The sequence below is a fragment of the Burkholderia sp. NFPP32 genome (assembly GCF_900119325.1).
Taxonomy (GTDB): Bacteria; Pseudomonadota; Gammaproteobacteria; order Burkholderiales; family Burkholderiaceae; genus Burkholderia; species Burkholderia pyrrocinia_C.
Genome location: NZ_FPJP01000021.1, coordinates 82,299 through 108,337 on the forward strand (window position 1 = coordinate 82,299; position 26,039 = coordinate 108,337).

Genomic DNA, 26,039 nt, shown 5'->3' on the forward strand with positions numbered 1-26,039 from the left:
TGTTAACAGTTCGCAGAGATGTGTCCCTACTGCTAGCGCGTTCGACTGCCCAGAGGTTTGCCTCGCGCCATGGTAACGAGTCACTCCAAAAAATCTGCGGCAGGTTTTCGATAACCTTTCGACTGCTCGGTTCATACCTAATGGTACCGTCGCTGGCTGAGACCACATGTGGCGTGTATGTGATTCGCTCTAACGTGGCCATATAGGTTCAGCGCTCGAAATGGAGACCGTAGGATGTGTCCATAGCATAGTTCTTCATGCTTGGATGTCAATGTGCGCTTGCTAATCCTTAGCGACGAGATACGGCAGCCCGTGGCCCAGCACCGCGTCGCGGCGCGCGCGCAACTCGGCGGCATCGGGCGGCGTTTCCTCGAACGACGCGACGCCGTGGCGGACGTGGTGCGCATAGATCGCGTGGATGGCGGCGAGATCGGCTTCGGTCGAATCGCGGACGATGCAGGCGGCTGGCGTATCAGGCATGGCGATGGGGCGGCAGGGCGGGGATGCGGGCAAACCGTTACTATGCGGGCGATCGCCTGGCGCGTAAAGCGGTGGCCGTATTCCGGGCGCCGCGGCATTCAGTTCGGCGGCCGCTTCTTCTGCGTGTCGCGCGGCAACTCGTCGAAGCGGGCGAAATAGTACGCGGAAAAGCGGCCGAGGTGCCCGAAACCGAACGTCAGCGCCGTATCGGTGATGCTGGCCACCGGGTCGGTCAGCAACTGCACGCGCGCGGCGTCCAGCCGGATGTTGCGCAGCAGTTCCATCGGGGTCGCGCCGTGGTAGCGCCGGCACAGCACGTTCAGTGTCCGCAGGCTGACGCCGGCCGCCCTGGCGAGATCTTCGAGCGAGATCGGCGCGCAGAGCCGCGCGTGAATGAATTCGTGCAGCGCATCCATCTGCCGGATGCCGCCACGCGACACGGCTTGCGCCGGCGCGCCGCCGCGCGCTGGCGGCGCCGCGCCGGCACGCACGGCGGCGGGCGACGGCGGGCAATGCACGAGCAGGAACAGCGCGAGGCTTCGTTCGAAATGGTCGCGCCATTCGGCCCGGATGCCACCGTCGTCGGCGACGGCGAGCACGTTGAGCAGCGACTGCGCGATCAGATCCCATTGCGACGCAAGCGCCGTCGGCAACAGGAATCCCGGCGCGAGGCCGGGCGCCGCGTCGTCGGGCCGGCGGCCGCAGACCGCGCGCATCAGCGAATCGGGCACCTTGACGATCAGTTGCCGGGTGCCGGACCGCCAGCGGAGGCGGACGTGCGACGTCGGCGCCAGCACGGCGGTGCGCCCTTCGGACACGCCCATCACGTGCCCGTCGCACTCGATCTCGGCGCCGCCCGCAAGCGACGTGTGGACGAGCGAAAAGCCGTCGAACGGCCGCGGGGCGACCTCGACTTCGGCGCCGTACTGCAGCGCGTAGACGCTCAGATGATTCAGTTGCCCCTTGAAAAGCGCCGCGTCGGGCACGCCCTGCTTCCAGCGCAGCGCATGCTCGGCCAGCTCCAGCGAGACCTGCTCGTGCGCATCCGCGCGCAATCCGGATCGGAACACGCAATTCCGGTACAGCGCGGACAGCACTTCCGCATTCGGGGTGAGGGGCATGGGGGGCGTCTCCTGCGTGGCGTTTTTCGTGCAGCGCATCCAGCGGGCCGCGGATGCGCGTCGTGCCACATCGGTTTCTCTTGTGAGCGAGATATCCTGAAAGGATGATATTGATCTTCGTCAGACTTGTCGAAAGTATCGCAAGAATCGGATAGTCCCGCTCCCGCCAGGGAAAAATCCGGATAGCGCGCGGCCCGCGGCACGCGGCACCAGAAAAAAAGCGGACTGAGTTCGCGAGTCACGTGCAAATTCCGGATAGTGAGAATCATTGTGGCTTCCTACACTGCGCCGGCATCCGGACGGAAAGCGGCGCATTTCACGATGAAATTTCGTACAGCTACTAAATCGATGGGCTGAGCGATCGTATTACTTCGAACGCGTGTGATGCGACGGCTACCGCCGGGCCGAATCCCCTCTGGAAAAAGGAACGAAGCTCCATGCGTCAAATCAACCTGCAGGCGCTCTCCGACGATGCGCGGCTGGGTCCGCTGCACGGCGTCGTGCTGTGCTGGTGTGCGCTGATCATCGTGTTCGACGGCTACGACCTCGCGGTGGCCGGCATCGCGCTGCCGGCGATCATGAAGGAGATGGGCGTCAATCCGGCGCAGGCCGGCTTCATGGTCAGCTCGGCGCTGTTCGGCATGATGTTCGGCAACATCGTGTTCGGGACCGTCGCCGAGCGGATCGGGCGCCGCTGGGCCATCGCGGCCTGCCTGACGCTGTTCAGCGTCTTTACCGCGGCGGCCGGGTTGGCGCCGACGCCCGCGCTGTTCGGCGCCGCCCGCTTCCTGGCGGGCATCGGCATCGGCGGCGTGATGCCGAACGTGATCGCCCACATGACCGAGTACGCGCCGAGACGCTTGCGCAGCACGTTGGTGACGCTGATGTTCAGCGGCTATTCGGTCGGCGGCATGCTCGCGGCCGTGATGGGCAAGGGGATGATCGAGGCATACGGATGGCAGTCCGTGTTCGTCGCCGCGGGTGCGCCGGTGCTGCTCGTTCCGCTGCTCGTGAAATGGATGCCGGAATCGCTGCCGTTCCTGATCCGGCGCGGCAGGACGGACGAGCTCGCGCGCATCGCGCGCCGGCTCGATCCCGCATACCGGCGTCAACCGGGCGACTGCTATGTCGTCCCGCGCGAAGGCAACGCCGGCAGCGCGCCGGTTCGCCAGCTGTTCGACGACGGTCGCGGATTCAGCACGGTCATGTTCTGGATCGCGTGCTTCATGTGCCTGTTCATGGTGTATGCGCTCAGCTCGTGGCTGACGAGGCTGATGGCGAGCGCCGGCTACAGCCTCGGCTCCGCGCTGACGTTCGTGCTGGTGCTGAACGCCGGCGCGATGGTCGGCGCGATCGGCGGCGGCTGGCTGGCCGATCGCTTTCCGATCAAGACGGTGCTCGTGTCGATGTATCTGCTTGCCGCGGTGTCGATCACGCTGCTCGGCTACAAGATGCCGACCGCGCTGCTGTTCGTGCTGGTCGGCCTCGCGGGCGCGTCGACGATCGGCACGCAGATCGTCAATTGCGCGTATGCGGGGCAGTTCTATCCGATGGCGATCCGCTCGACCGGCATCGGCTGGACGCTGGGCGTGGGTCGCAGCGGCGCGATCCTGGCGCCGATCGTCATCGGTTTGCTGGTGGGCATCGATCTGCCGCTGGAACAGAACTTCATGGCGATCGGGCTGCCCGCGCTGGCGGCGGCCGTCGCGGTCGGCCTGATCGATCATCGGCGCTCGGCGTCGCATCGCGATCATCCGGCCAGTACCGGCGAGCGTCAGGCGTCGCCTGTCCGGCAGTCCTGAGCGGCGCATCGGCGGGGCGCAACCGGGGCGGGGATCACGGCCGGCCCGCAACGGCGGTTCCGAAGGGGCGGCGGTGTCAGAGCCGCCCGTCCGCCGCGCGCACCGCATCTGCGATCGCGTCCGCGACGCGCTGCACGCGCGGCGAGCGGCGCACGTCCGGATGGACGACGAGCCAGATCTCGCGCTCGATGTCGCAGCGCGGCGCGGAAGTCAGCTCGACGAGCAGCGCGGGTGCGGACGAGTGTGCCGCACCGGCTGCGGCGAGCGAATCGTCGACGAGAAACCGCGGCAACAGCGCGACCCCCGCGCCGGCGACGCACGCGCGGTGCAGCGCCGCGAGGTCGTTCGCGACGAACGCGAAACGGCGCCCGGCCGCGAAGCGTTCGAGCCATTGCTGCTGCGGCGTCTGCGCGAGCGCGTCGTCGTAGCCGACGAACGGCCAGGTGTCGGGCGGCGCGGCCGCCCATTCCGGCGACGCGCACAGCGCGAAGCGCATCGTGCCGAGCCGGCGCGCGGCGAGCCCCGGCTCGCTCGGCCGCGACAGCCGCACCGCGAGATCGGCTTCGCGCGCATACAGGTTCGCCGCATGCATCTCGCCCATCAGGTCGATCCGCAGCGCCGGCCATGCGCGCTGCGCGCGGGCAAGCCGCGGCGCGAGGAAATGGCTGGCGAACACCGGCGACGCCGACACGCGCACCACGCCGTCGAGCGCCGCCGCACCCTGCGCGGCACGCGCGAACGCATGCGCATCGGTTTCGAGGCGCGCGGCGTGCTCGGCGAGGTGCAGCCCTTCGTCGGTCGGCGGCCAGCCGCGCGGCAGGCGGTCGAACAGCCGGATGCCGAGCGCGGACTCCAGCGCGTCGATGCGCCGTGCGACCGTCGAATGCTGGACCTGCAGCGCGCGTGCGGCGGCCGACAGGCTGCCGCCGCGCATCACCGCGAGGAAGGTGCGGATGTCGTCCCAGCTCATCGGCAGTGCGGACGCGGGAACGGAATCAGGATCGGTCGAATTTTGCACAGTAGATGGGCGATAAACGGGAATTCCGATCGATTATGCACGATGGGATGATCGTGTCACTTCATTCGATTGCGAGGAACGTCATGATCCAAACTGCCACCGCCATCCGGATCGGGATCGACCGCTACGGCGACGCAGGTGTGCTGCGCCGCGTCGATGCGCCCGTCGCGCCGCCCGGCGCCGGCGAGGTGCGGATTCGCCAGACCGCCGTCGGCGTGAATTTCGTCGACATCTATTTCAGGACGGGGGCGCACGCATTGCCCGCGCTGCCGGACGCGCTCGGCGTCGAGGCGGCCGGCGTGATCGACGCGGTCGGGCCCGGCGTGACGGATCTCGCGCCGGGCCAGCGGGTCGCGTATGCGGGCATGCCGACCGGCAGTTATGCGAGCCTGCGCACGATACCGGCCGGGCGCGTGCTGCCGATACCCGACGGCCTGAGCGACGACGCGGTCGCCGCCGGGCTGCTGAAAGGGATCACCGTCTACATGCTGCTGCATCGCGTCCGGCAGGTCGGCGCCGGCGACACGGTGCTCGTGCATGCGGCGGCCGGCGGCGTCGGGCTGCTGGCGACGCAGTGGGCGCGCGCGCTCGGCGCGCGGGTGATCGGCACGGTCGGGTCGGCCGCGAAAGCCGCGCTCGTGCGTACGCATGGCGCCGACGAGGTCGTCGATTATCGCGAGGAAGATTTCGTCGCGGCTGCACGCGCGTTCGGCGGCGGCGCGGGTGTCGATTACGCGATCGACGGGATCGGCGGCGACGTGCTGACGCGCACGCTCGGCGCGATCCGTCCGTTCGGGATGGTCGCGAGCATCGGGCAGGTTGCCGCGATCGGCACGCGGCAGACGGTCGATCTCGACGAACTGGGGCCGGCCCGCTCGATCGCGCTCGCGCGGCCGAGCGTGCTCGGTTTCATCGCGCGCGACGTCGCGGGGTATCGCGAAGCCGCGCGCGCGACGCTCGAACGGCTGGCGGGCGGAATGCACGTCGAGATCGGCGCGCGGCTGCCGCTCGAACAGGCGGCCGATGCGCACCGGCTGCTGGAGTCGCGCGCGACGACGGGCGCGGTCGTGCTGGTGCCGTAAAGATGGGCCACTGCGGATGGGGCGCGATGCGGGTCGAAGGCCTGAAGGCCGCGGCGTGGCGCGCTTCCGGTGCCGGCCGCGGTGCGGCTCGCATGCCGATCAGTTGTGCGTGCGCAGCGGCGCATCCTCGACGAACCACGCGAGTACGAACGCGATCGCGACCACGGTGGCCGCCGCGAGATATACGACGTGCAGCGAGCCCGCGAACGCATGCAGGTACGCGTCGCGCACCGCGTCCGGCAACTGGTGCACGGCACCGGGGCCGAGCGCGGGCGGCAGCTCCGTGCCGGCCGGCAGCGCCCGCAGCATCCGCGCCTGCAGCCCGTGCGAAAACAGCGCGCCGAACGCCGCGACGCCCATGTGCCGGAACTCGACCGTGTTCTGCACCGCGAGCGTGAGCACGGGCATCACCATCCCGAGGCCGATCCCGAGCAGCGCCATGTACGCGTACATCGTATGCAGCGGCGTATCGAGCGACAGCGTCGACAGCAGCGCCAGCGCGATCCCACCGATCAGCGTGCCGGCGATCGGAAAGATCCGGTACGAGCCGAGCCGCGAGATCAGCCGGCCGCTGATCACCGACATCGCGAGCATCCCACCCATCATCGGCAGCAACTGCATCCCGGCCTGCGACGGCGTCGAGCCCTTCACGACCTGCAGGTAGAGCGGAATGAACGTGACCGAGCCGAACAGCGCGGTGCCGACCACGAAGCCGATCAGGCTGACCAGCACGAACGTGCGATGACGGAACAGTTCGAGCGGGACGATCGGCTCGGCCGCGAGCCGTTCTTCGTAGATGAACCCGCCGATCGCGACGAGGCCGAGCACGAGCGTCATCCACAGTTGCGGCGACGTCCACGGCAGCAGCGAGCCGCCTTCACTGGTGAACAGGATCACGCAGGTGAGGGCCGTCGCCAGGAACGTGGCGCCCATGTAGTCGATCCGGTGCTTCACGTGTGCGCTGTGCGGCCGGAACGCGATGCCGATCACCGCGAGCGCGAGAAAACCGAGCGGCAGGTTGATCGTGAAGATCCAGCGCCACGACAGATGCTCGACCAGGAAGCCGCCGAGCAGCGGGCCGACGATCGTCGCGAGGCCGTACACGCCGCCGAACATCCCCTGGTAGCGCGCCCGGCGATCGGGCGGGACCAGATCGCCGATCGCGGCCATCGTGACGACCATCAGGCCACCGCCGCCGAGCCCCTGCAGCGCGCGTAGCACGATCAGCTGCGTCATGTCCTGCGCAACGCCGCACAGCGCCGAGCCCGCGAGGAACAGCACGATCGCGGCCTGCAGCACGATCTTGCGGCCGTACAGGTCGCCGAGCTTGCCGTACAGCGGCAGCACGACGGTGGACGACAGCAGGTACGCGGTGACGACCCACGACAACTGGTCGAGCCCGCCGAGTTCGCCGACGATCGTCGGCAGCGCGGTCGACACGATCGTCTGGTCGAGCGCGGACAGCAGCATGACGAGCAGCAGCGCGGCGACGATCAGCCCGGTCGGCGCGTCGCGGCGGGCCGTCTCGGCGGCCGGCGGAGTAAGGAAGGTGTCGGTTGTCATCGAGATATCTGCCATGGCAGGGAATTGGTCGAAATATAACGACCAGTGATTGACTAGTCAATTTCTGCCCAGCCTCGATATGTTGCAACCGTAACGGGAGATTGCCGGTGCGAAAAATTGATCGGGATCAGACAGAAAGCGGGGCCGGACTCAAGTTTTCTGCAGGCAAACCGTAATCCAGAGTGCCGCGGACCGATTGCCGCGGCACTTTTCATCGCTCACGTGCCGCCATGAACCTGAACGCCCTGTTTTCCCGTTTCTCGATCCGTACGCGGATCTTCTCCACGCTCGGTCTCGTTGCCGCGCTGCTCGTCGTGTCCGGGCTGATCGGCCTCGCCGGGATGCAGAGCTCGAACCACGCGCTCGACGAGGCCTATACGCAGCAACTGGCTGCGAAGACCGCGCTGTCCGCGGCGAGCCTGAACCTGACGATCGTGCGCACGACGCTCGACCGCGCGCTGCTGCATCCGGAAGCGGCGGAAGTGCCCGATCTCGTCAAGAAGGCCGAGGGCTATCTCGCGAAGGCCGACACCGCATGGCGCGGCTACGCGGCGATGCCGCACGACGGCGACGAAGGCCCGCTTGCGAGCCGTCTCGACGCCGCGCGCCAGGCGCTGATCGGGCAGGCGCTGAAGCCGCTGATCGACGCGATCCGCGACGGCCGGCGCGACGAGGCCGACCGCTTGCTGATGCAGGTCGCGCCGCCGCTATCGGTCGCGCTGACGCAGGCGACCGATGCGCTCGATACGTACCAGGCGGCGCGCGGCAAGGATGTCTACGACACCGCGCAGACCTATTACGGCTGGATGCGCGCCGGCGCGATCGCGGGCATCGCGTTCGGCCTGGCCGCGTGCCTCGGCTGCGCGATCGGCCTGCATTACGCGATCACGCAGCCGGTGAACCGGCTGCTGTCGCATTTCCGCCGCCTGTCGGACGGCGACCTGACGTCGGAAGTGCGCTGGTCGTCGCGCGACGAGATGGCCGAACTGGTCAATGGCGTGACCGGCATGCAGCGCAGCCTTGCGGACACGGTGCGCCAGGTCAGCCAGGGTTCGGAAGCGATCTCGACGGCGACGCACCAGATCGCGGCCGGCAACACCGATCTTTCGCAGCGCACCGAGGAACAGGCGTCCGCGCTGCAGGAGACGGCCGCGAGCATGGAGCAACTGACCGCGACCGTGAAGCAGAACGCCGACCATGCGCTCGAGGCGCAGGCGTGCGCGGACAGCGCGAGCGAAATTGCGACGCGCGGCGCGACGGTGGTCGGCGAGGTGATCGGCACGATGAACGAGATCGACCAGAGCTCGCAGAAGGTCGCAGACATCATCGGCACGATCGAGGGGATCGCGTTCCAGACCAACATCCTCGCGCTGAATGCGGCGGTCGAAGCCGCACGCGCGGGCGAGCAGGGCCGCGGCTTCGCGGTGGTCGCGGGCGAGGTGCGCACGCTCGCGCAACGCTCGGCGTCCGCCGCGAAGGAGATCCGCACGCTGATCGGCGAATCGGTCGAGCGCGTCGCGAACGGCTCGCGGCTCGTCGGCGTGGCCGGCACGACGATGCAGGACATCCAGCAGGCGATCGGGCGCGTGACGGGGATCATGACCGAGATCGCGGCCGCGTCGAACGAGCAGCGCGACGGGATCGAGCAGGTGAACCGCGCGGTGTCGCAGATGGACCAGGTGTCGCAGCAGAATGCGGCGCTCGTCGAGCAGGCCGCGGCTGCGGCGTCGTCGCTGGAGGAGCAGGCGGACGGGTTGCGTCGTGCGGTGGGGGCGTTCCGGGTGGCTTGATGGATAACGGGCGGCGACGCGGCGGGCGCTTGCTTGCCGGCTGCCCGCCCGTTGCGTCAACCCGTCGCGAGCTGCCCAGCCGCCCGTGACGACGCGACGATCAGCAGCTTCATCGTCGCGCGCGTCGCGCCGACGAACAGCTTGCGCGCAGCACGCGCGTCGAGCGTGTCGAAGTCGACTTCGGTGAGGATCACGCACGGCGCCGACTGGCCCTTGAAGCGGTAGATCGAATCGAGCAGCACATCGCCCTCGCGATATTCGGGGTTGCCGAACAGGTCGTACTTGCCGGTGAAGCTCTTGACCCGGTGCGGGCCGAGCTGGTCGAGCGGCGCGAGCACCGAGCCTTCGCGGCCGCGATACGACAGCACCGCGATGTCCTGCTTGCGGAAGCCGAGCGACAGCGCGTGCGTGATCGCACGCTTGGTCGCGTCGATGCAGGCTTGCGCCAATGCGTCGCCCGACATGCCTTCTTCCCCGTATGCCGACACCGACGGATCGGACCCGTCGAACGGGCTGCCCGAGCGCAGCTCGGCGGCAAGCGGCTCGATGCGCCCGACGACGTCGCGCACGAAGTCGAGCAGGTCGCGCGGGCTGCGGTAGTTCGTCAGTGCCTTCAGCGTCACCCAGCCGGGCAGCGCGACGGGCTCGCGCATGTACAGGTTCTGCAGCGGATCTTCGAGCCACCACCACGCGCCGTCCGGCGCCAGCAAACGCTCCAGTGCGGCCGCCCACGGCGCATGGAAATCCTGCCCTTCGTCGACGACCAGCACGTCGAAGCGCCAGCGTTCGGCGATCGGCGCCTGTGCGAAGCGCGTCTCGAGGCGCTCGAATTCGCCGGGAACCTGGAAGTCGGGCGTATAGCCGCCGTCGCGCGCGACCCAGTCGCACAGCTGGTGGTAGTTCGCGATCTTCGCGCCGGGCGGCGCGATACGCGCGATGTAGTCGGCGAGCGGCCGGTTGAAGCACACGTAGAGCACGCGCTTGCCGGCCGCGACCGCATCGCGCATCGCCTGCACCGCGAGCTGCGTCTTGCCCGAGCCGGCCGTGCCGGTGACGCGCAGCCGGAACGGCGCGAATTCGAGCTGGCGCGCCCACGCGGCGAGGCCGCCCGACAGCCGCGTGACGAGCGTGCCGGCCTGCCCGACGAGCGCGCTCGTGTCAGGCGTGAGCGCGAGCTCGTCCGCGAGGAAATGGTGGAGCTTCGGCGCGTTCGGGAGACGTTCGTCGTCCTCGGGCAGGATCTGCAGGATCACCTGCGCGAGCTGCGCCTTGCGCGACGCGTCGACGATGCGGTCGGCCGCGACGCCGGCGATCGATGCCTGCCGGATCGAATAGTCGGGGCAGTACAGCAGCGCCTCGACGCCGTAGACGCCCGCGCCGAGCGCGGCCGTCAGGCGCCGGTGCAGCGTTTCCTGCGTGCGCGCGAGCTGGATCGCGACGTTGCGCTCGGTCTGCAGGTAGACCTTCACGAGCCCCTTCGGCGTTTCGCGCAGGAAGCCGGCCTTCTGCTCGATCAGCAGCACGCGGCCGGCCGGGCTCACGACGACGAACGCGGCTTCGCCGAACACCGAGAAGGCCTGGTCGGCGCGCGTCCAGTGCACGCCGTGATACACGGTGTAGGTGTCGGGCAGCGCGTGTTCGAGCGCGGCGAGCGTTTCGCGCTCGCGTTCGGCCGCACCGGTCGCGGCGAGGCTTTTCCAGTCGTCGGGAATGAGGCGGGCCATGGAGTCGGGCGGCGTAGGCGTGAACAGGTGCGGCTATTGTACTGAGGAACCTGTTCACGGCCGCACGGACGCTGGCCGTCCGGGAGAGGGACGGAAGCTACCCGCGCGCGAGCCGTTTCGCGAGATCGGCGCTGAGGATCGCCATGCGCGCGGGTTTTTCGTAGCAGACGACGTCGAACGTGCGGATCACTTCGCTGATGTCGACTTCGCTCGCGCGGCCGGTGAGCAGGTCGCCCGTCAGCACGAAAATCGGCGCGCCCGGGTTGTCGGACGTACGCACCGCCTTGATCGCGGTCGCGGCCGTGCCGTCGTCGAACAGCCATTCGGTCAGCACCGCATCGAAAGCCTGGCCCTGCAGCGCGTCGACGAACGGCGCGAGGCCGTCGAACGCGGCCGTCGCGAAACCCTGCCGTTCGAGATAGCGGCACAGCTCGGTCGCGCTGACGCGATCGGGATCGATCACGGCGACGACGAGCTTGTCGCTCTCCGCGCGGCGCGGATAGATTTCGATCTTGTGCACGTCGTACGCGTTCTGGTACAGCACGCCCGTGTGGCGCAGCACGCGCCAGCGGCCGTTCTGTTCGTACGCGACGAACTCGGGGCGCGCGCCGGCTTCGAGCGGCGCGCCGATCCATGCGGTGCACGGAATCTCGGCGACGCCCGCATAAAGTACGGCTTCCTGCGAACAGGCGCCGACCATGCCGGGGTCGAGCGTTTGCGCGCCGAACAGCTGGGCGGCGGGTTCGCCGTATGCTTCGGCGACTTTCTTGATTTGCGCGAGCGTCCAGGGGCTGCTGCCACGCAGCTTACGATGGCCTTGCGAGAAACTCAGGTCGAGGATGCGGCACAGCTCGGTGGTCTGCTGGCGCTTGCCGATGCCGTTGCGGGTCATCAGCTCGCGCACGCGCTCGGCAACCGCGAGGGAATCCGTGGTGATTGCTTCAGTGGTCATGCTACGGGAACGGATCGTGACGTTCAGAACGACGCCTTGCGGCAGTCTCGACGGACAGTCTTCATGACGTCCAGTGGCGAGCCGACCGGCCACGCGCGGAAAAGATAACTTTACCGCAAAATGGGCGTCATTCAGTGTCGCGAAAGGTGCGTTTGTGTGAAAGGTGTGTCACGACGTTACCGCGGCAGCCCGTATCTCGAATGTATTAACGCCCGACAGGAAACAATGACGACAACCTATCCGCTGCACGATGCGTTGACCCGCGCCGAAACGGCGCTTCCGGCCGAAGCCGACGTCGTGATCGCCGGGGCCGGCATCATGGGCTGCGCGGCCGCCTATTACCTGGGCCTGCGCGGCCTGAAGGCCGTCGTGCTCGACAAGTCGCGCATCGCCGGACAGCAGTCGACACGCGCGTGGGGCTTCGTGCGGCAGCAGGGGCGCGAAGCCGCCGAAGTGCCGCTGATGATGGCCGGCATGCGGATCTGGGAGGGGTTAGAGGAAACCCTCGGTTTCGATCTCGAATGGCGGCAGGGCGGCTGTCTCTATATTGCGGACAACGAAACGGACTGGGCGTCGTTCAACGCGTGGCTCTCCGTCGCGCGCGAGCACGGCCTCGATACGCGCACGCTGACGCGCGCGCAGATCGACGAGCGCGTCAGCGGCCTTTCGCCGCAGGCGCGCACGCTCGGCGGGCTGTATACCGCGACCGACGGGCAGGCCGAGCCGCGCCGCGTGGCCGCGGCGTTCGCCGCGCGTGCAACCGAGGCCGGTGCGCGCTTCTTCGAAGGCTGCGGCGTGACGGCGATCGAGACGGCCGGCGGCGCGGTCGTCGGCGTCGCGACCGAGCGCGGCACGATCCGCACGCGGCGCGTGATCTGCGCGGCCGGCGCGACCAGCTTCCGGCTGCTCGACGGCGTCGGCATCCGGCTGCCGCAGCAGGCCGTGCGCGGCACCTGCATGCGCACCAACGTGGTGCCGCCGGTATCGGCGTCGACGGTGTGGGGGCACGGCCTCGGCATCCGGCAGCGCAAGAACGGCGCGATCAACCTCGCCGACGACATGCAGGTCGACGTCGACCTGACGCTCGGCCACCTGCGCGGGTTGAGCCTGTTCTGGCCGGAGTTCTGGTCGCAGCGCGACAAATTCCGGCTGCACGTGAATTCGGCCGCGTGGCGCGATGTGCTTGCGCGCATCAACGGCGCGGCCGAGCCGATCGAGCCGCGCGATCCGCAGCCGCAGCCGAATCGCGCGCATGCGCCGCGCGCGCTCGCGAAGCTCAAGGCGATCTTCCCCGCGCTGAAGGATGCGCAGATCGTCGAGGCGTGGGCCGGCCTGATCGACGTGCTGCCCGACGGCATTCCGGTGATCGATGCACCGGGCGCGCCGTCGGGGCTCGCGATCGCGACGGGGTTCTGCGGTCACGGTTTCGCGATGGGGCCGATCGTCGGCCGGCTGCTCGCCGAATGGATCGACACGGGTGCGCCGTCGCTCGACCTGTCGGCGTTTCGTGCGCAGCGTTTCGTCGACGGGACGATGGTGCGGCCGCGCAGCATGCTGTAGCGGACGAATCGATGCAATGATGTCGGGCCGGATCGCCGCCTTCCCGTCGTAGAATCGAGCCCGCATCCTTCAGGAGATTCCCCGTTGGCCTCGCCTTCCGCCCAGCGCCGTTCGTTGCGCTCACGCCTGCGTCGCGCCCGCAACCCGTGGCAGGCGCCGCGTGCGCGCATGCTGTTCACGCGTCCCGCGACGTCGCCGCGGCGCACGCTGCTGTTTCGTGTCGGCGCGGTCGCGCTGTTGTGCATGCTCGCGTTCCTCGTGCTGTATCTCGATCGCGACGGCCTGCGCGACTCGACCAAGAGCACGCCGATGACTGTCGCCGATCTCGTGTACTTCACGATGGTCACCGTCGCGACGGTCGGCTACGGCGACATCGTGCCCGTCACCGCGCGTGCCCGCCTGATCGATGCGTTCTTCATCGTGCCGATCCGCATCGTCATATGGTTCATTTTCCTGGGCACGGCGTATCAGTTCGTGATCCAGCGCGTCATCGAGGAATTCCGCATGAAACGCCTGCAAAAGCAATTGTCCGATCACATCGTCGTGTGCGGTTACGGCCTGTCGGGGTCGATCGCCGTGCGCGAGCTGCTCGAGAGCGGCGTCGATGCCGCGACGATCATCGTGATCGATGCGCAGCAGCAGGCGCTCGAGGCCGCGACGTCGCTCGGCGTGACGGGGCTGCTCGGCGATCCCGCGCACGAGGATCTGCTCCAGCAGGCCCAGGTGCGCGCGGCGAAGGCCGTGATCATCTCGGTGACCGACGATCCGACCGCGATCCTGCTGACGCTGTCGGTGCGCAGCATCGCGCCCGACACGAAGATCGTCGTGCGGATCCAGGAGAACCTGTACCAGCGGCAACTGCGGCAGGCCGGTGCGGACGTGATCGTGTCGTCGACGAAGATCGGCGCGTTGCTGCTCGCGGATGCGGTGCACAGCCGCTATATCGTGCCGTTCGTGAACGACATGCTGTCGACGCGCGGGCGCGCGACGCTGATCGAACGCGAGGCGCTGCCGCACGAGATCGGCTGCATGACGAATGTCGTGCCGGGCGCGATCGTGGTCGGGCTCGATCGCTGCGGGAAGATCCAGTCGTTTTATGAAGATCCGCCATGCCGGATCGAGGCGGGGGACACGCTGGTCGTGATTCAGTCGGCGCGGATTCCGGATCCGGATGCTTGAGGATGTTTGTTTTTGTAAAGCATGGATGTTTAGGTATGCGAGCCGTTTGAGACGTCCTGGTCTGGAAGTAGACTTCTTTTAACGACGTCCCTCGGAGTTCGGGGCCGGCGGGCATTACCCAACGCATGAGTGCATGCGTAGCCGTCGACGGTCGTGGCAAGCGGCAACGTTGCGAACAGCCAGGCGAGATAGCGGTGCGGCTCGACATTGTTCGCTTTGCAGGTCTCGACGAGGGAGTACAGGTTGACTGGCCGTCGCGCCGGCGACCGTATCGGAGAACAGTCAGCCCTTTTGCAGCCCACGACGCGCGAACGTGACCGGGGGGGCTGCGCGAAGGCAACGATCGAGAACTACGGACATGCCTGTTGGCGCCGAGCGCCGGGGCCAATGCGGGAAAGAAGTGAATCGTATGACGGTGTCAATCATGCTGTTTGAATCGAATTTCAAGTCAATTGCCTGTTATTTATCGCAGGGCTTGTCGAATTGTAATTTCGCCATGCAGGATTGAAAACAAACTCAAATCAAATCCCCTAAATATTGAGTTTAATGTTCGCGCTCGTGCGCGCGACATGAAGATTAATAATGAGATTGACTTTGAAAACGCTGTGTACTACCTTGTCGTCTCGATGAGTTTGCAGTTCAATAAGATTTAAAATATCGCCAGAGGGTCGCTTCATTATTGCTATGTTCCGTTGAAGAACTCCCGGAGTCTATCGGTCGGCGTTTTGGTGCGCGCCGTTCTGGTGTGCATTTCCCGTTTTTCAATTCGCTAAACAGAGCAGGGGACGGTGACCGGGCAACGCAGTTTGTGGCTTGCTGGTACCGGTTCACTCGTAAAAAATTATTCAAAAAACAATAATCTGAGAGATATCAAAAGCAAAATTGCCGAGTGATGTGACACTGACATCATCGACAAGCACGATTCCACGGAGCGCTGGTGAGTGCCTGACGTCTTGCCGGTATCTTGTTTTGTTGCAAAAGCGCTTTTCGTCAGGATGCGTCGTAAAACGATCGAATCCGAAATTTTTTATTGCGCGAAAGTTGCCGACGCAAAGCAAACAAGGCACCTCTGTATGAGTTGACTTGCGGGGTCGATGCGCCAGTTGCAAATGAATAAGAGATGGAAGGGGCTTTGCACCGATGTGTATACGTATCCGTGTTCATCGAAATATCCCGTGTTTTTTTCCGTGGCAGCGAGGCGCCGGGGCGTGCACTGCGTCACCTGTGGCCGGACGCACGGGCACCGCGGCGCACATGTCCATTGAACCGAACTTCGGGAAGAGAGGGGCCCAGTGACTCATTCGCTTGATTCATTTGCAGAGCAAAAGCTCGCGGAACTGAGCGCAGCGAACTTGCGTCGCGTCCTCACGGAAACGGATCGAAGTGAAGGGATCTGGATCCGCCGGGACGGACGCCGGTTGCTTTCGTTCTCGTGCAACGACTACCTCAATCTCACCCAGCATCCGGCGGTGAAGGAAGCGGCGATCGCCGCGATTCGCCGCTATGGGGCCGGTGCCGGCGCGTCGCGGCTCGTGACGGGCAATCACCCGTTGTTCGCCGATCTCGAAGCGCGGCTCGCCGGCCTGATGGGCACGGAGGCCGCCTGCGTGTTCGGCTCGGGCTACCTCGCCAACTCGGGCATCGTTCCGGCCCTCGTCGGCAAGGAGGACCTGATCCTCATCGACGAGCTTGCGCACGGCTGCCTGTGGGCGGGCGCGCAGTTGTCGCGCGGCCGGACCGTCGCGTTCCGGCATAACGACCTCGCCCACGTCGAGGCGCTGCTGGACGAGCACCGGCGCGCACATGGCAAAGCGATCCTGTTGACCGATGGCGTGTTCTCGCAGGACGGCGACATCGCGCCGCTCGAGGCGCTGGTCGCGCTTGGCGATCGTTTCGACACATGGGTGATGTCCGACGACGCGCACGGCATCGGTGTGGTGGGGCAAGGGCGCGGCGCGACCTTCGCGACCGGGCGCGACGCGCGCGTACCCCTGAAGATGGGCACGCTAGGCAAGGCGGTGGGCAGCTACGGCGGCTACCTGGCGGCGTCGGCCCCAGTGATCGACCTGATCCGCAACCGCGCGCGTACCTATGGGCTGACGACGGGCCAACCCCCGGCGACGGTCGCGGCGACCATCGCGTCGCTCGAGATCATCGCGACCGATCCGGCGCTGGTCGGACGGCCGCTCGCGAAAGCGAAGGCGTTCGCGGCGTCGCTGGGCATTCCGGAGCCGCAGACGCCGATCGTGCCGATCATCATCGGCGACGAGAGGGCCACGCTGGACGCATCGCGCATGCTTGCCGACGAAGGCTTCTTCGTGACCGCGATCCGTCCGCCCACGGTGCCGCGCGGCACGGCCCGCCTGCGCGTCCTGATCACCGCGGGCCATCCCGACGACGAGATCGAGCGCCTCGCGACGGTGATCCGGCAGCGCGTTGCGCGCGCGGACGCGCGCCCGGCAGCTGATCATCCGCAGTAGTGCGTGCGGCGGGCGCGGCGCGCCCGGCAGTGCTGCTTCCTGTCGGCCGCCTCGGGGTCGCGTGGAGCGACCGATTCATGGAGAAGACATGAGGGTATCTGGAGAGAAGGGGCACGCGCTCGTCATAGGCGCGGGCGTGGCCGGCCTGACGACAGCGCTGTGCCTGCACGCGCACGGCATCCGCGTGACGGTCGTCGGCGAGAAATTCGCGCCGAACATCACGTCCGTGGTGGCCGGCGCCCTGTGGGAATGGCCGCCCGCCGTCTGCGGCTATCACGACGACGAGGTTTCGCTGGAGCGCTCGAAGCACTGGTGCATGGTGTCGTTCCGCAAGTTCGAGACGCTCGCGGCTGATCCGGCGACGGGCGTCTACATCCGCCCGGTCAATTTCTATTTCCGCAACAGGATCGAGGAGCACGCGCTCCATCTCGAGAAGATGAACGAGATCCGCGAGCACGTGCCGGGCTTCCGGCGCGACCCGTCGCTGATCCGCGAAAACGGCGTGAATCCGGACATCGGACTCGTCGACGCGTATTGCCATCTCGCGCCGATGGTCGATACGGACGTCTACATGGCCTGGCTGCTGGGCCAGGTGATCGCAAAGGGCATCCGGGTCATCCAGCAGCGGATCGAAGGCGACCTGCAGGCGAACGAGGCGCGCCTGAAGGCGGACTTCGGCGTCGATGCGATCGTCAACTGCGCGGGCCTCGGGGCGGCCGAGCTGAGCGGCGAGCCGATGTATCCGCTGCGCGGCGCCGTGATCCGCCTCGTGAACGACGGCAGCAAGATGCCGCGCCTTGATCAGGCGCACTGCGTGTCTCATGACCACGTGACGGGCGTCGACGAGATCGTGTTCCTCGTGCCGCGCGGCGAGGACCGTATCGTGCTCGGCGCGATCGCGGAAGCCGACGAATGGAGCACCGACATCGGGTTCGACAATCACGAGCCGATCCGGCGGATGTACCGGCGTGGCATCGAGTTCATGCCCGCACTCGCGAACGTCGAGATCGATCCGGACGAGCCGGTGCGGGCCGGGCTGCGGCCGTTCAGGCACGGCAACGTGCGGCTCGAAGCAGTGGCGGGCACGCACATCCTGCACAACTACGCGCACGGTGGGGCCGGTGTGACGTTGTCGTGGGGATGCGCGCTCGAGGCTGCGGAACGGGTCGAGCAGATGCTGTCGGCCGGGTCGGCCGGCATCGAGCAGGATGGCCGTCAGGGCGCGCGCGCCGACGACGTGCCGGCGGGGGCTTGATCATGCGCGCGATCGTATGTGAAGCCTATGACGGCACCGGGGCGCTCGCGCTGCGGGACGTGACGCCGGCGCCGCTCGGGGCGGGCGAGGCGCGGGTCGACGTGCATGCGTGCGGCATCAATTTCGCGGACACGCTGATCGTCGAGGGGCGCTACCAGACCAAGCCGGCGCTGCCGTTCGTGCCGGGTTTCGAAATCGCGGGCACGGTCGTCGAGACGGCGCCCGGCGTGACGTCGGTGTCGGTCGGCGAGCGGGTCATGGGCATCCTCGCGTGGGGCGGCTTCGCGGACGAGGTCGTGCTGCCTGCCGCAAACCTGTTCAGGATACCGGCGTCGATGGATTTCACGACCGGCGCAGGCTTCGCCATCGCCTACGGCACGTCGTACGGCGCGCTCACGTGGCGCGCAAAGCTGCAGGCGGGCGAGACGCTGCTGGTGCACGGCGCGGGCAGCGGCACCGGCCTGACCGCTGTCGAAGTGGGCCGGGCGCTCGGTGCCACGGTGATCGCGGTGGCGAGCTCGGAGGACAAGCGGGCGGCCGCCCGTCGCCACGGCGCGCACCACGTGATCGAGGTCGGCCGGGACGATTTCCGCGAGCAGGTGAAGGCGCTGACCGGCGGGAAGGGCGTGAACGTCGTGTACGACCCGGTCGGCGGGGCCGCGTTCGACACCAGCCTGCGGGTGGTCGCGCCCGAGGCGCGCATCGTCGTCATCGGTTTCGCGAGCGGCGAGATCCCGCGCGTGCCGGCGAACCTGCTGCTGGTCAAGAACTGCGACGTGATGGGTTTCTACTGGGGGCACTACCGGGCGAACCGGCCGGACTGGGTGCGCAAGGCGTTCGCCACGCTGTTCGGCTGGTTCGAGGCCGGCAAGCTCGCACCGCACGTGTCGCGCGTCATGGAACTGTCGGAGGCGGCGGACGCAATCGAGCTGCTGCGCCAGCGCAAGGTAGCCGGAAAGGTGGTGCTGAGCACCGGGCGGAACTGACTGCCGTCCGATTTTCATTTCAATCAACGGAATCGTTCACATGAGTCATGACACGTCGTCGGACGGCGTTCGCGCGTGCGCAGGCGGGCGGAGCGCCGACGCGGCCGTCCGGCACGACTGGACGCACGAACAGATCGCGGCGCTGTTCGCCGCGCCGCTGACGGATCTCCTGTACGACGCGCAGACGATCCAGCGCCGCTTCCATGCGGGACGTCCGCTGCAGATTTCGCAGCTGCTGTCGATCAAGACCGGCGGATGTCCGGAAGACTGCGGCTATTGCAGCCAGTCGGTGCATGCCGACACGATGCTGCCGGCCAGCAAGCTGATGGATCTCGATGCGGTGCTGGCTGCCGCGGCGTCCGCGAAGGCGGCCGGCGTGCAGCGGTTCTGCATGGGCGCGGCGTGGCGCAGCCCGCGCGAGCGGGATCTCGAGCGCGTGTGCGACATGGTCAAGGGCGTGAAGGCGCTCGGCCTCGAGACCTGCGTGACGCTCGGCATGCTGACCGGGCCGCAGGCCGAGCGGCTGGCGGAAGCCGGGCTGGATTTCTACAACCACAACATCGACACCGGGCCGGCGTATTACCCGACGGTGGCGAGTACGCGCACGCTCGACGATCGCCTCGAGACTCTCGATCACGTGCGCGGCGCGGGCCTCAAGGTGTGCTGCGGCGGCATTGTCGGCATGGGCGAGACCCGCTACGACCGCATCGGCATGCTGCAGACCCTCGCGAACCTGCCGGTCCATCCCGAGTCCGTGCCGATCAACTCGCTGATGCGGATTCCCGGCACCGCGCTGGCCGACGCCGACGGCGTCGACGGGCTGGAGTTCGTTCGCACCATCGCGGTCGCGCGGATCCTGATGCCGGAATCGGTGGTCCGCCTGTCGGCCGGCCGGGAGCACATGAGCGACGAACTGCAGGCGCTGTGCTTCCTGGCAGGCGCCGGATCGGTATTCGTCGGCGACCGGCTGTTGACGACGCAGAACCCGACGCTCGAGAGGGACGAGCATCTGATCACGAGACTGGGCGCGCGCTGACCCGGCGTCCGTGTCGACCCGACACCATTCGAATCACTTTACGAGGGGCCGTCATGCATGTCCTTGGGATTAGCGGGCTGGACCGCGCCATTGCGTTTCGCGAGCAGCACTACCCGGATATCCAGCGCCGCGAATTGCGCATCACGCAAGGGCTGGACGCTGCCGCGGCGCTCGTCGGCCCGGACGGCATCGTCGGCGCGGCGGCGGAAGAGCGCTTCACGGGTCACAAGGGCACCGAGCGCTTTCCGGCCGGCGCGATCGACGCGGTGCTGGCCCAGGCGGGCCTGCGGCTCGACCAGGTCGATCGCATCGCGCACGGCTTTGCCTACGATGCCGTCGCCGCATCGCTGGCGCAGTCGGGCGATGCACGCGTGGAGTTCGAGCAGGTCCAGTCGCGCGACGCGCAACTGAGCGTGCTGCGCGAACGCTGGGGCGACGGGCCGTGGGACGAGAAGTTCGTGCAGGTGCCTCACCATCTCGCGCACGCGGCCAGCGCCTACTACCCGAGCGGCATGGACGACGCGCTGGTGTTCGTCTCCGACGGAATGGGCGAGACCGAGAGCGCGTCGATCTGGACCGGCCGCAACGGCCGCCTCACCCGGGTCGCGAGCGTGTCGCACCGGCATTCGCTCGGCGTGCTGTACGGGCTGTTCACGCTGCACCTCGGGTTCCGTTTCAACTCGGGCGAATACAAGGTGATGGGACTGGCGCCGTATGGCGACCCGCGCCCGTACTTCGCGAAGCTGAGCGAGCTGGTGCGCCTGCAGGACGATGGCTTCTACACGATTCCGGTCCTGCAGCTGAACGAGACGCCGCTCGAGATGGCGACCTATCGCGCGTCGTCGCGCATCATCGAGGAGCTGTTCGGCAAGCCGCGCCTGCCGGACGAGCCGATCACCCAGGCTCACATGGATCTCGCGGCCGCGCTGCAGGCCGTGCTGCAGAACACGACGCTGCATACGCTGCGGACCTTCAAGGCGAGCACCGGCGCGCGCCACCTGTGCATGGCGGGCGGCGTCGCGCTCAACTGCACCGCGAACGGCGTCGTGCTGCGCAGCCGGCTGTTCAGGCGCACCTTCGTGCAGCCCGCTTCGGGCGACGACGGCACGGCGCTCGGCGCGGCGCTCTACGTGCAGAGCGAGCACGACCCGGATGCGGTGATGCAGCCGATGAGCATGCCGTTCTGGGGCACGCACGAGGACGACGACGCGATCCGCGCGGCGCTCGACAAGCCGTGGCTCGACGTGCGCCGCTTCGACGACGCGGCGGAACTGGCGAGCGTGACGGCGGACCTGCTCGCGCGCGAGCAGATCGTCGGCTGGTTCCAGGGCGCGATGGAATTCGGTCCGCGCGCGCTCGGCAATCGCAGCATCCTCGCCGATCCGCGCTCGCCGTCGATGCGCGCGCGCGTCAACGCGCTGGTGAAGAAGCGCGAGGATTTCCGGCCGTTCGCGCCGGCCGTGCTGGCCCACCGCGCGCCGGAATTCTTCGACGTCAGGGCGGGCGAAGTGGATACCTTCGCGCACATGCTTTACGTGACCGGCGTGAAGGCCGCGCACCGGGACGCGTTGCCGGCCGTCACGCATTGCGACGGCTCCGCGCGGGTGCAGACGGTGTTCGCCGACCGCAACCAGCGCTTTTATCAGTTGCTCGAAGCGTTCGAGCATGCGGCGGGCATCCCGATCCTGCTGAACACCTCCTTCAACGTGCGCGGCCAGCCGATCGTCCGCACCGCGGAGGAGGCAGTCGAGACGTTCCGCGAAGCGCGCCTCGACGCGCTGGTGATCGGTAATTACCTGGCAGTGCTGAAGGCTTGAAGATAACGACGACACGACCATGAACGCACACACGACGACGCCCGCGACGCACGCGCCCGTACCGCTCGACCTGCCGCGCGACTATCCCGCGCCGGTCACGCCCCGCTACCGCAGGATGCGTCACGACATGCCCGTGCCCGCCGCGGCGGCGGAGGCGGCCGGCAAGCGCGCGCGACAGGACGGCTACGCGGAGACGACACTCTGGCTCGCGGGGCTCGGCATGACGCTCGCCCGCTACGCGGACCAGCGCAGCGTGCCGCTCGACCTGATCACGCACGCCGACGCGCAGGACGAACCGGCGCGCACGCGACTGACGCTCGACGTCGCGCCGGAGGCGCCGGCCGATGTGTTGCTGCGCGCGACCCGTGGCGCGCTCGACCAGCGCGCGCTGCACGACGCCGAGCGCGTGCCTGCTCCGGTGACGGTGTCGTTCGCCGGTTTGCCCGCCGATCTTCCCGAGGCGGCGTTGTCCGAGGCGGCGCTGGATGACGCCGGCGCGCTGTTCGTCGACAGCGAGCTCAATTTCATGCTGATCCGCCGCGCGGAGGGCCTGTCGCTCGAGTGCGAGTACGACGAGGATCGCTACGAAGCCGCGACGATCGCAGGCATGCTGACGAGCTGGCTTGGTGCGGCCACGGCGCTGTCGGATGCGGAGGCCGCGCCGGTCGGCGAGCTGCCGCTGTGGCCGGCGCCTGCGCTCGCCGCGTGGCGCGACACGCTGCGCGGCCCGGTGGCGGAGATCCCCGATCTGACGGTCAGCGCGTTGATCCGGGCGGCCGCCGCGCGCACGCCGGACGCGATCGCGGTCGAGACGGCGACGCAGCGGCTGAGCTATCGCGAACTGCTGCAGCGGGCGGCGCGGGTCGCCCGCGAGATTCGCGCGCGAGGCGTCCAGCCGGGCGAGCGCGTGGCGGTGTGCGTGGAGCGTCGCGTCGATTTGCTCGGCGCGCTGCTCGGCGTGATGACGGCCGGCTGCGCGTACGTCCCGCTGGACCCCGGTTACCCGGCCGCGCGACGCGATTTCATCCTCGAGAACGCCGACGTCCGGCTCGTGATCGCCGAGGCGGCGGCCGACGGTGCGCCGGCGCGTCCGCAGGTGGCGCTGGACACGCTGCTGGAAGGCGCGCCCGGCGACGCCGCGGGCACTGATTTCAGCGATGACGATCCGTCCGCGATCGCCTACGTGATCTACACGTCGGGTTCGACGGGGCAGCCCAAGGGCGTGCGCGTCGCGCATCGCGCGGCCGTCAACCTGCTGCTCGCGATGCACGAGCGCAGCGGCCTGCAGGCCGGCGAGACGTGGCTGGCCGTGACCACGCCGATGTTCGACATCGCGTTCGCGGAGCTGTTCGTGCCGCTCGTCGCCGGCGGGCGCGTGTGGCTCGCGAGCCGCGACGAAACGGCGGACCCGCTGGCGTTGGCGAGCCGGATCGACGCGGCGCAGGCACGCGTGCTGCAAGCAACGCCGGCGACCTGGCGGATGCTGGTGGCCGCGCAATGGCGCGGCAAGCCCGACCTGACCGCCGTGTGCGGCGGCGAAGCGCTCGACGAACCGCTCGCGCGCGCGCTGCGGCCGCTGGTGGGCCGCCTGTGCAACGTCTACGGGCCGACGGAGGCAACCGTGTGGGCGACCTGGCACGAGGTACGGGATCACGGTTTCGTGGCGATCGGCGCGCCGCTGCGCAACGTGCACCTGCATATCCTCGACACGCATGGCGCACCGGTGCCGCCCGGCGTGGCGGGCGAGCTGTATATCGGCGGCGCGGGCCTTGCCGACGGCTACCACGGCCGCGATTCGCTGACGCGGGAGCGTTTCGTCGAAGCGACGCTCGACGGTGGCCGCAAGGTTCGGCTGTATCGCACCGGCGACCTGGTGCGGGCGAGCGCGAGCGGCGCGATCCGCTGGCTCGCGCGGCTCGACAACCAGGTGAAGCTGCGCGGCTTCCGGATCGAGCTGGGCGACGTCGAGGCCGCGTTGACCGCGCTGCCGGGCGTACGCCAGGCGGTGGCCATCGTCGAGCGCGTCGACGAGCAAGACCAGCGGCTCGTCGCCTACGTGGTGCACGACGACGGCGCAGCCACGGACCGCTCGGCGCCATTGCGCGACGCGTTGCGCCGCACGCTGCCCGACTACATGATGCCGGCGGCGTTCGTGTCCATCGAGCGGGTGCCGCTGACCGACAACGGCAAGGTCGACCGCAACGCGCTGCCGGCGCTCGCACGTGCGGCGTCGCCCGCGCCGCAGGCCGCGGCGGCCGGCTCGACGCTCGAACGTGTGCAGGCGATCTGGCGGGACGTGCTGCGCACGCCCGAGGTGGGCGTCGACGTCAATTTCTTCGATCTCGGCGGCCATTCGATGCTGCTGCTGCAGATGCAGCAGAAGATCGAGCAGGCGTTCGGGATGCGCGTGCCGCGCGTCGAGTTCTTCCGCAATCCGACGGTGGCCGGGCTGGCCGCCCATCTCGACGCGCACGGCCAGCCGGCCGGCGCCGCCGGCCGGCCGCGCGGACGCAGCCGGGGCGAGACGCCGGCGCGCCCGGCGAGCGTCGCGGTGGTGGGGATCGGGGTGCGGGTGCCGGGCGCGTCGAGCGTCGACGCGTTCTGGCGCAACCTGCGCGAAGGCGTCGAATCGCGCACGGAATTCAGCGAAGCCGAGCTGCGCGCGGCCGGCGTCTCGCCCGCGCTGCTCGCCGATCCGAACTACGTGCGCGCGGGCTTCGTGCTCGACGACATCGACGCGTTCGACGCGACCTTCTTCGGCATGAGCCCGCGCGAAGCCGAGCTGCTCGATCCGCAGCAGCGGATCTTCCTCGAATGCGCGTGGCAGGCGCTCGAGGATGCGGGCGTCGATCCGCAGAAGGAGGGCGACGGGATCGGCGTATTTGCGGGCACGGACGCGAGCGGCTATCACAAGTCGGTTCTCGCGCCGCTCGAATCGGACTCGGCGCCCGCGGCGGCCTTCCAGATCCGCATCAGCAACGAGAAGGATCACCTGCCGACGCGCGTCAGCTACCGGCTGAACCTGCACGGCCCGAGCGTCAACGTGCAGACAGCCTGCTCGACTTCGCTGGTCGCCGTGCATCTGGCCGCGCAAAGCCTGCTGCGCGGCGAGTGCGACGCGGCGCTCGCCGGCGGCGTCAGCATCCACGTTCCGCATCGCATCGGCTACCTGTACCAGGAAGGGATGGTCGCGTCGCCGGACGGCCACTGCCGCGCCTTCGACCGGCAGGGCGCGGGCACGGTGTTCGGCAGCGGAGCCGGCGTGGTCTTGCTGAAGCGGCTCGACGACGCGCTCACGGCCGGGGACCGCATCTACGCGGTGGTGAAGGGGACCGCGATCAACAACGACGGCTCGGGCAAGGTCGGGTACACCGCGCCGAGCGTCGACGGCCAGGCGGCAGCGATCATGGAGGCGCACGCGGCGGCCGGCATCGATCCGCGTGCGATCGGCTACGTCGAGGCGCACGGCACGGCGACGCCGCTCGGCGATCCGATCGAGATCGCCGCGCTGACGCAGGCATTCCGCGCGTCGACCGCGGACACCGGCTTCTGCGCGATCGGCTCGGTCAAGACCAACATCGGACACCTCGATCAGGCGGCGGGCGTCGCCGGGCTGATCAAGGCGGTCCTCACGGTATTTCACGGCGAGATCCCGCCGAGCCTGCACTGCACGCAGACCAATCCGGACATTCCGTTCGACGCAAGCCCGTTCTTCGTCAATACGCAGTTGCGCGCGTGGCGCCCCGAGGGCGGCGTGCGGGTGGCCGGCGTGAGTTCGATCGGGATCGGCGGCACGAATGCGCACGCGATTCTGGAATCGGCGCCGGAGGTGGCGCGCGAAGCGGCGGTCGCGGGTCGCGGCGCGCAGGTGCTGACGCTGTCGGCGCGCGGCGAGGAGGCATTGCGCGCGCTGTCGACGCGCTATGCGTCGTTCGTGGAGCAGGGTTCGGCGGATCTGGCGTCGATCTGCTACACGGCGAACACGGGACGCAGCGCGTTCGAGCAGCGCGCTGCGTGGGTCGTGCGCGAGCGCTCGGAGCTGGTGTCGCGGCTGCGCGCATTCGGCGAGGGTGGTGAGCAGCCGGCGCTGCTGCGCGGGGTGTACCGGAACCGCCGGCCGCGGGTGGCGATGCTGTTCACGGGCCAGGGCTCGCAATACGCGGGGATGGGCCGTGAGCTGTACGAGCGCGAGCC

16 protein-coding genes and 2 pseudogenes are annotated in these 26,039 nt (G+C 68.3%); 11 read left to right on the plus strand and 7 right to left on the minus strand.

The window, feature by feature from the left end:
* Nucleotides 1-288: 288 nt before the first annotated feature.
* Together BT264_RS29360 and BT264_RS29365 are read right to left on the minus strand one after the other, a co-directional pair.
* Nucleotides 289-480 (minus strand): annotated as a pseudogene (locus tag BT264_RS29360) (N-acetyltransferase family protein); the annotation flags it as partial.
* Between the two features lie 98 nt (nt 481-578).
* Complete coding sequence (locus BT264_RS29365; RefSeq protein WP_072443253.1) at nt 579-1,601, minus strand: AraC family transcriptional regulator; 1,023 nt, start codon at nt 1,599-1,601, stop codon at nt 579-581.
* 437 nt (nt 1,602-2,038) lie between these two features.
* Between BT264_RS29365 and BT264_RS29370 the strand changes: the two genes are divergently transcribed.
* Entirely contained in the window at nt 2,039-3,403 is a 1,365-nt protein-coding gene (locus BT264_RS29370) for an MFS transporter (protein ID WP_072443251.1), read from the plus strand.
* A gap of 76 nt (nt 3,404-3,479) precedes the next feature.
* Here BT264_RS29370 and BT264_RS29375 read toward each other — a convergent pair whose 3' ends face one another.
* Nucleotides 3,480-4,373 (minus strand): LysR family transcriptional regulator, encoded by an 894-nt coding sequence (locus BT264_RS29375; RefSeq protein ID WP_072443391.1) that lies wholly within the window; start codon nt 4,371-4,373, stop codon nt 3,480-3,482.
* A 131-nt stretch (nt 4,374-4,504) separates the two neighbouring features.
* Here BT264_RS29375 and BT264_RS29380 point away from each other — a divergent pair, with 131 nt between their 5' ends.
* Entirely contained in the window at nt 4,505-5,503 is a 999-nt protein-coding gene (locus BT264_RS29380; protein ID WP_072443389.1) for a quinone oxidoreductase family protein, read from the plus strand.
* Nucleotides 5,504-5,602: 99 nt separating this feature from the next.
* Here the strand turns inward: BT264_RS29380 and BT264_RS29385 are convergent, their stop codons facing one another.
* The gene (locus BT264_RS29385; RefSeq protein ID WP_072443387.1) at nt 5,603-7,066 is read right to left on the minus strand and encodes an MDR family MFS transporter; all 1,464 of its coding nucleotides are present in this window, start codon (nt 7,064-7,066) and stop codon (nt 5,603-5,605) included.
* A gap of 230 nt (nt 7,067-7,296) precedes the next feature.
* Here BT264_RS29385 and BT264_RS29390 point away from each other — a divergent pair, with 230 nt between their 5' ends.
* Nucleotides 7,297-8,856: a methyl-accepting chemotaxis protein gene (locus tag BT264_RS29390; protein ID WP_072443249.1), complete on the plus strand. Its 1,560-nt coding sequence runs from the start codon at nt 7,297-7,299 to the stop codon at nt 8,854-8,856.
* Nucleotides 8,857-8,912: 56 nt separating this feature from the next.
* On the opposite strand, the gene BT264_RS29395 is transcribed toward BT264_RS29390, so the two are convergent.
* The gene (locus BT264_RS29395; RefSeq protein ID WP_072443247.1) at nt 8,913-10,580 is read right to left on the minus strand and encodes an ATP-binding domain-containing protein; all 1,668 of its coding nucleotides are present in this window, start codon (nt 10,578-10,580) and stop codon (nt 8,913-8,915) included.
* Nucleotides 10,581-10,677: 97 nt separating this feature from the next.
* The gene (locus tag BT264_RS29400) at nt 10,678-11,532 is read right to left on the minus strand and encodes a helix-turn-helix domain-containing protein (RefSeq protein ID WP_072443244.1); all 855 of its coding nucleotides are present in this window, start codon (nt 11,530-11,532) and stop codon (nt 10,678-10,680) included.
* A 225-nt stretch (nt 11,533-11,757) separates the two neighbouring features.
* Here BT264_RS29400 and BT264_RS29405 point away from each other — a divergent pair, with 225 nt between their 5' ends.
* Both BT264_RS29405 and BT264_RS29410 read left to right on the plus strand, forming a co-directional pair.
* On the plus strand, nt 11,758-13,092 hold the full coding sequence (locus tag BT264_RS29405) for an NAD(P)/FAD-dependent oxidoreductase (RefSeq protein WP_072443242.1): 1,335 nt from the start codon (nt 11,758-11,760) through the stop codon (nt 13,090-13,092).
* A gap of 84 nt (nt 13,093-13,176) precedes the next feature.
* Nucleotides 13,177-14,271 (plus strand): potassium channel family protein, encoded by a 1,095-nt coding sequence (locus BT264_RS29410; RefSeq protein ID WP_072443240.1) that lies wholly within the window; start codon nt 13,177-13,179, stop codon nt 14,269-14,271.
* A 106-nt stretch (nt 14,272-14,377) separates the two neighbouring features.
* Here the strand turns inward: BT264_RS29410 and BT264_RS29415 are convergent.
* Nucleotides 14,378-14,553, minus strand: a pseudogene (locus tag BT264_RS29415) (transposase domain-containing protein); the annotation flags it as partial.
* A 1,136-nt stretch (nt 14,554-15,689) separates the two neighbouring features.
* On the opposite strand from BT264_RS29415, the gene BT264_RS29420 reads away from it, so the two are divergent.
* The 6 genes from BT264_RS29420 to BT264_RS29445 form a co-directional block, all read left to right on the plus strand.
* Nucleotides 15,690-16,751 carry an aminotransferase class I/II-fold pyridoxal phosphate-dependent enzyme gene (locus BT264_RS29420; RefSeq protein ID WP_256260733.1) on the plus strand — a complete coding sequence of 354 codons (1,062 nt, stop codon included), beginning with the start codon at nt 15,690-15,692 and terminating at the stop codon, nt 16,749-16,751.
* 88 nt (nt 16,752-16,839) lie between these two features.
* Entirely contained in the window at nt 16,840-18,006 is a 1,167-nt protein-coding gene (locus BT264_RS29425) for an FAD-dependent oxidoreductase (RefSeq protein WP_072443236.1), read from the plus strand.
* 2 nt (nt 18,007-18,008) lie between these two features.
* The gene (locus BT264_RS29430) at nt 18,009-18,992 is read left to right on the plus strand and encodes an NADPH:quinone oxidoreductase family protein (protein WP_072443234.1); all 984 of its coding nucleotides are present in this window, start codon (nt 18,009-18,011) and stop codon (nt 18,990-18,992) included.
* A gap of 40 nt (nt 18,993-19,032) precedes the next feature.
* Nucleotides 19,033-20,028: a biotin synthase BioB gene (gene bioB / locus BT264_RS29435; protein ID WP_177318418.1), complete on the plus strand. Its 996-nt coding sequence runs from the start codon at nt 19,033-19,035 to the stop codon at nt 20,026-20,028.
* Nucleotides 20,029-20,081: 53 nt separating this feature from the next.
* Nucleotides 20,082-21,845: a carbamoyltransferase family protein gene (locus tag BT264_RS29440; RefSeq protein ID WP_072443232.1), complete on the plus strand. Its 1,764-nt coding sequence runs from the start codon at nt 20,082-20,084 to the stop codon at nt 21,843-21,845.
* Nucleotides 21,846-21,864: 19 nt separating this feature from the next.
* Nucleotides 21,865-26,039: hybrid non-ribosomal peptide synthetase/type I polyketide synthase (locus BT264_RS29445; protein ID WP_143156750.1), on the plus strand; the 4,175-nt coding region annotated here is incomplete at its 3' end.

Bases quoted from the DNA above. Each gene is read 5' to 3' on its own strand.
- BT264_RS29365 (WP_072443253.1), bottom strand. From the start codon at position 1,601: ATGCCCCTCACCCCGAATGCGGAAGTGCTGTCCGCGCTGTACCGGAAT.
- BT264_RS29370 (WP_072443251.1), top strand. From the start codon at position 2,039: ATGCGTCAAATCAACCTGCAGGCGCTCTCCGACGATGCGCGGCTGGGT.
- BT264_RS29375 (WP_072443391.1), bottom strand. From the start codon at position 4,373: ATGAGCTGGGACGACATCCGCACCTTCCTCGCGGTGATGCGCGGCGGC.
- BT264_RS29380 (WP_072443389.1), top strand. From the start codon at position 4,505: ATGATCCAAACTGCCACCGCCATCCGGATCGGGATCGACCGCTACGGC.
- BT264_RS29385 (WP_072443387.1), bottom strand. From the start codon at position 7,066: ATGACAACCGACACCTTCCTTACTCCGCCGGCCGCCGAGACGGCCCGC.
- BT264_RS29390 (WP_072443249.1), top strand. From the start codon at position 7,297: ATGAACCTGAACGCCCTGTTTTCCCGTTTCTCGATCCGTACGCGGATC.
- BT264_RS29395 (WP_072443247.1), bottom strand. From the start codon at position 10,580: ATGGCCCGCCTCATTCCCGACGACTGGAAAAGCCTCGCCGCGACCGGT.
- BT264_RS29400 (WP_072443244.1), bottom strand. From the start codon at position 11,532: ATGACCACTGAAGCAATCACCACGGATTCCCTCGCGGTTGCCGAGCGC.
- BT264_RS29405 (WP_072443242.1), top strand. From the start codon at position 11,758: ATGACGACAACCTATCCGCTGCACGATGCGTTGACCCGCGCCGAAACG.
- BT264_RS29425 (WP_072443236.1), top strand. From the start codon at position 16,840: ATGAGGGTATCTGGAGAGAAGGGGCACGCGCTCGTCATAGGCGCGGGC.
- BT264_RS29430 (WP_072443234.1), top strand. From the start codon at position 18,009: ATGCGCGCGATCGTATGTGAAGCCTATGACGGCACCGGGGCGCTCGCG.
- bioB (WP_177318418.1), top strand. From the start codon at position 19,033: ATGAGTCATGACACGTCGTCGGACGGCGTTCGCGCGTGCGCAGGCGGG.
- BT264_RS29440 (WP_072443232.1), top strand. From the start codon at position 20,082: ATGCATGTCCTTGGGATTAGCGGGCTGGACCGCGCCATTGCGTTTCGC.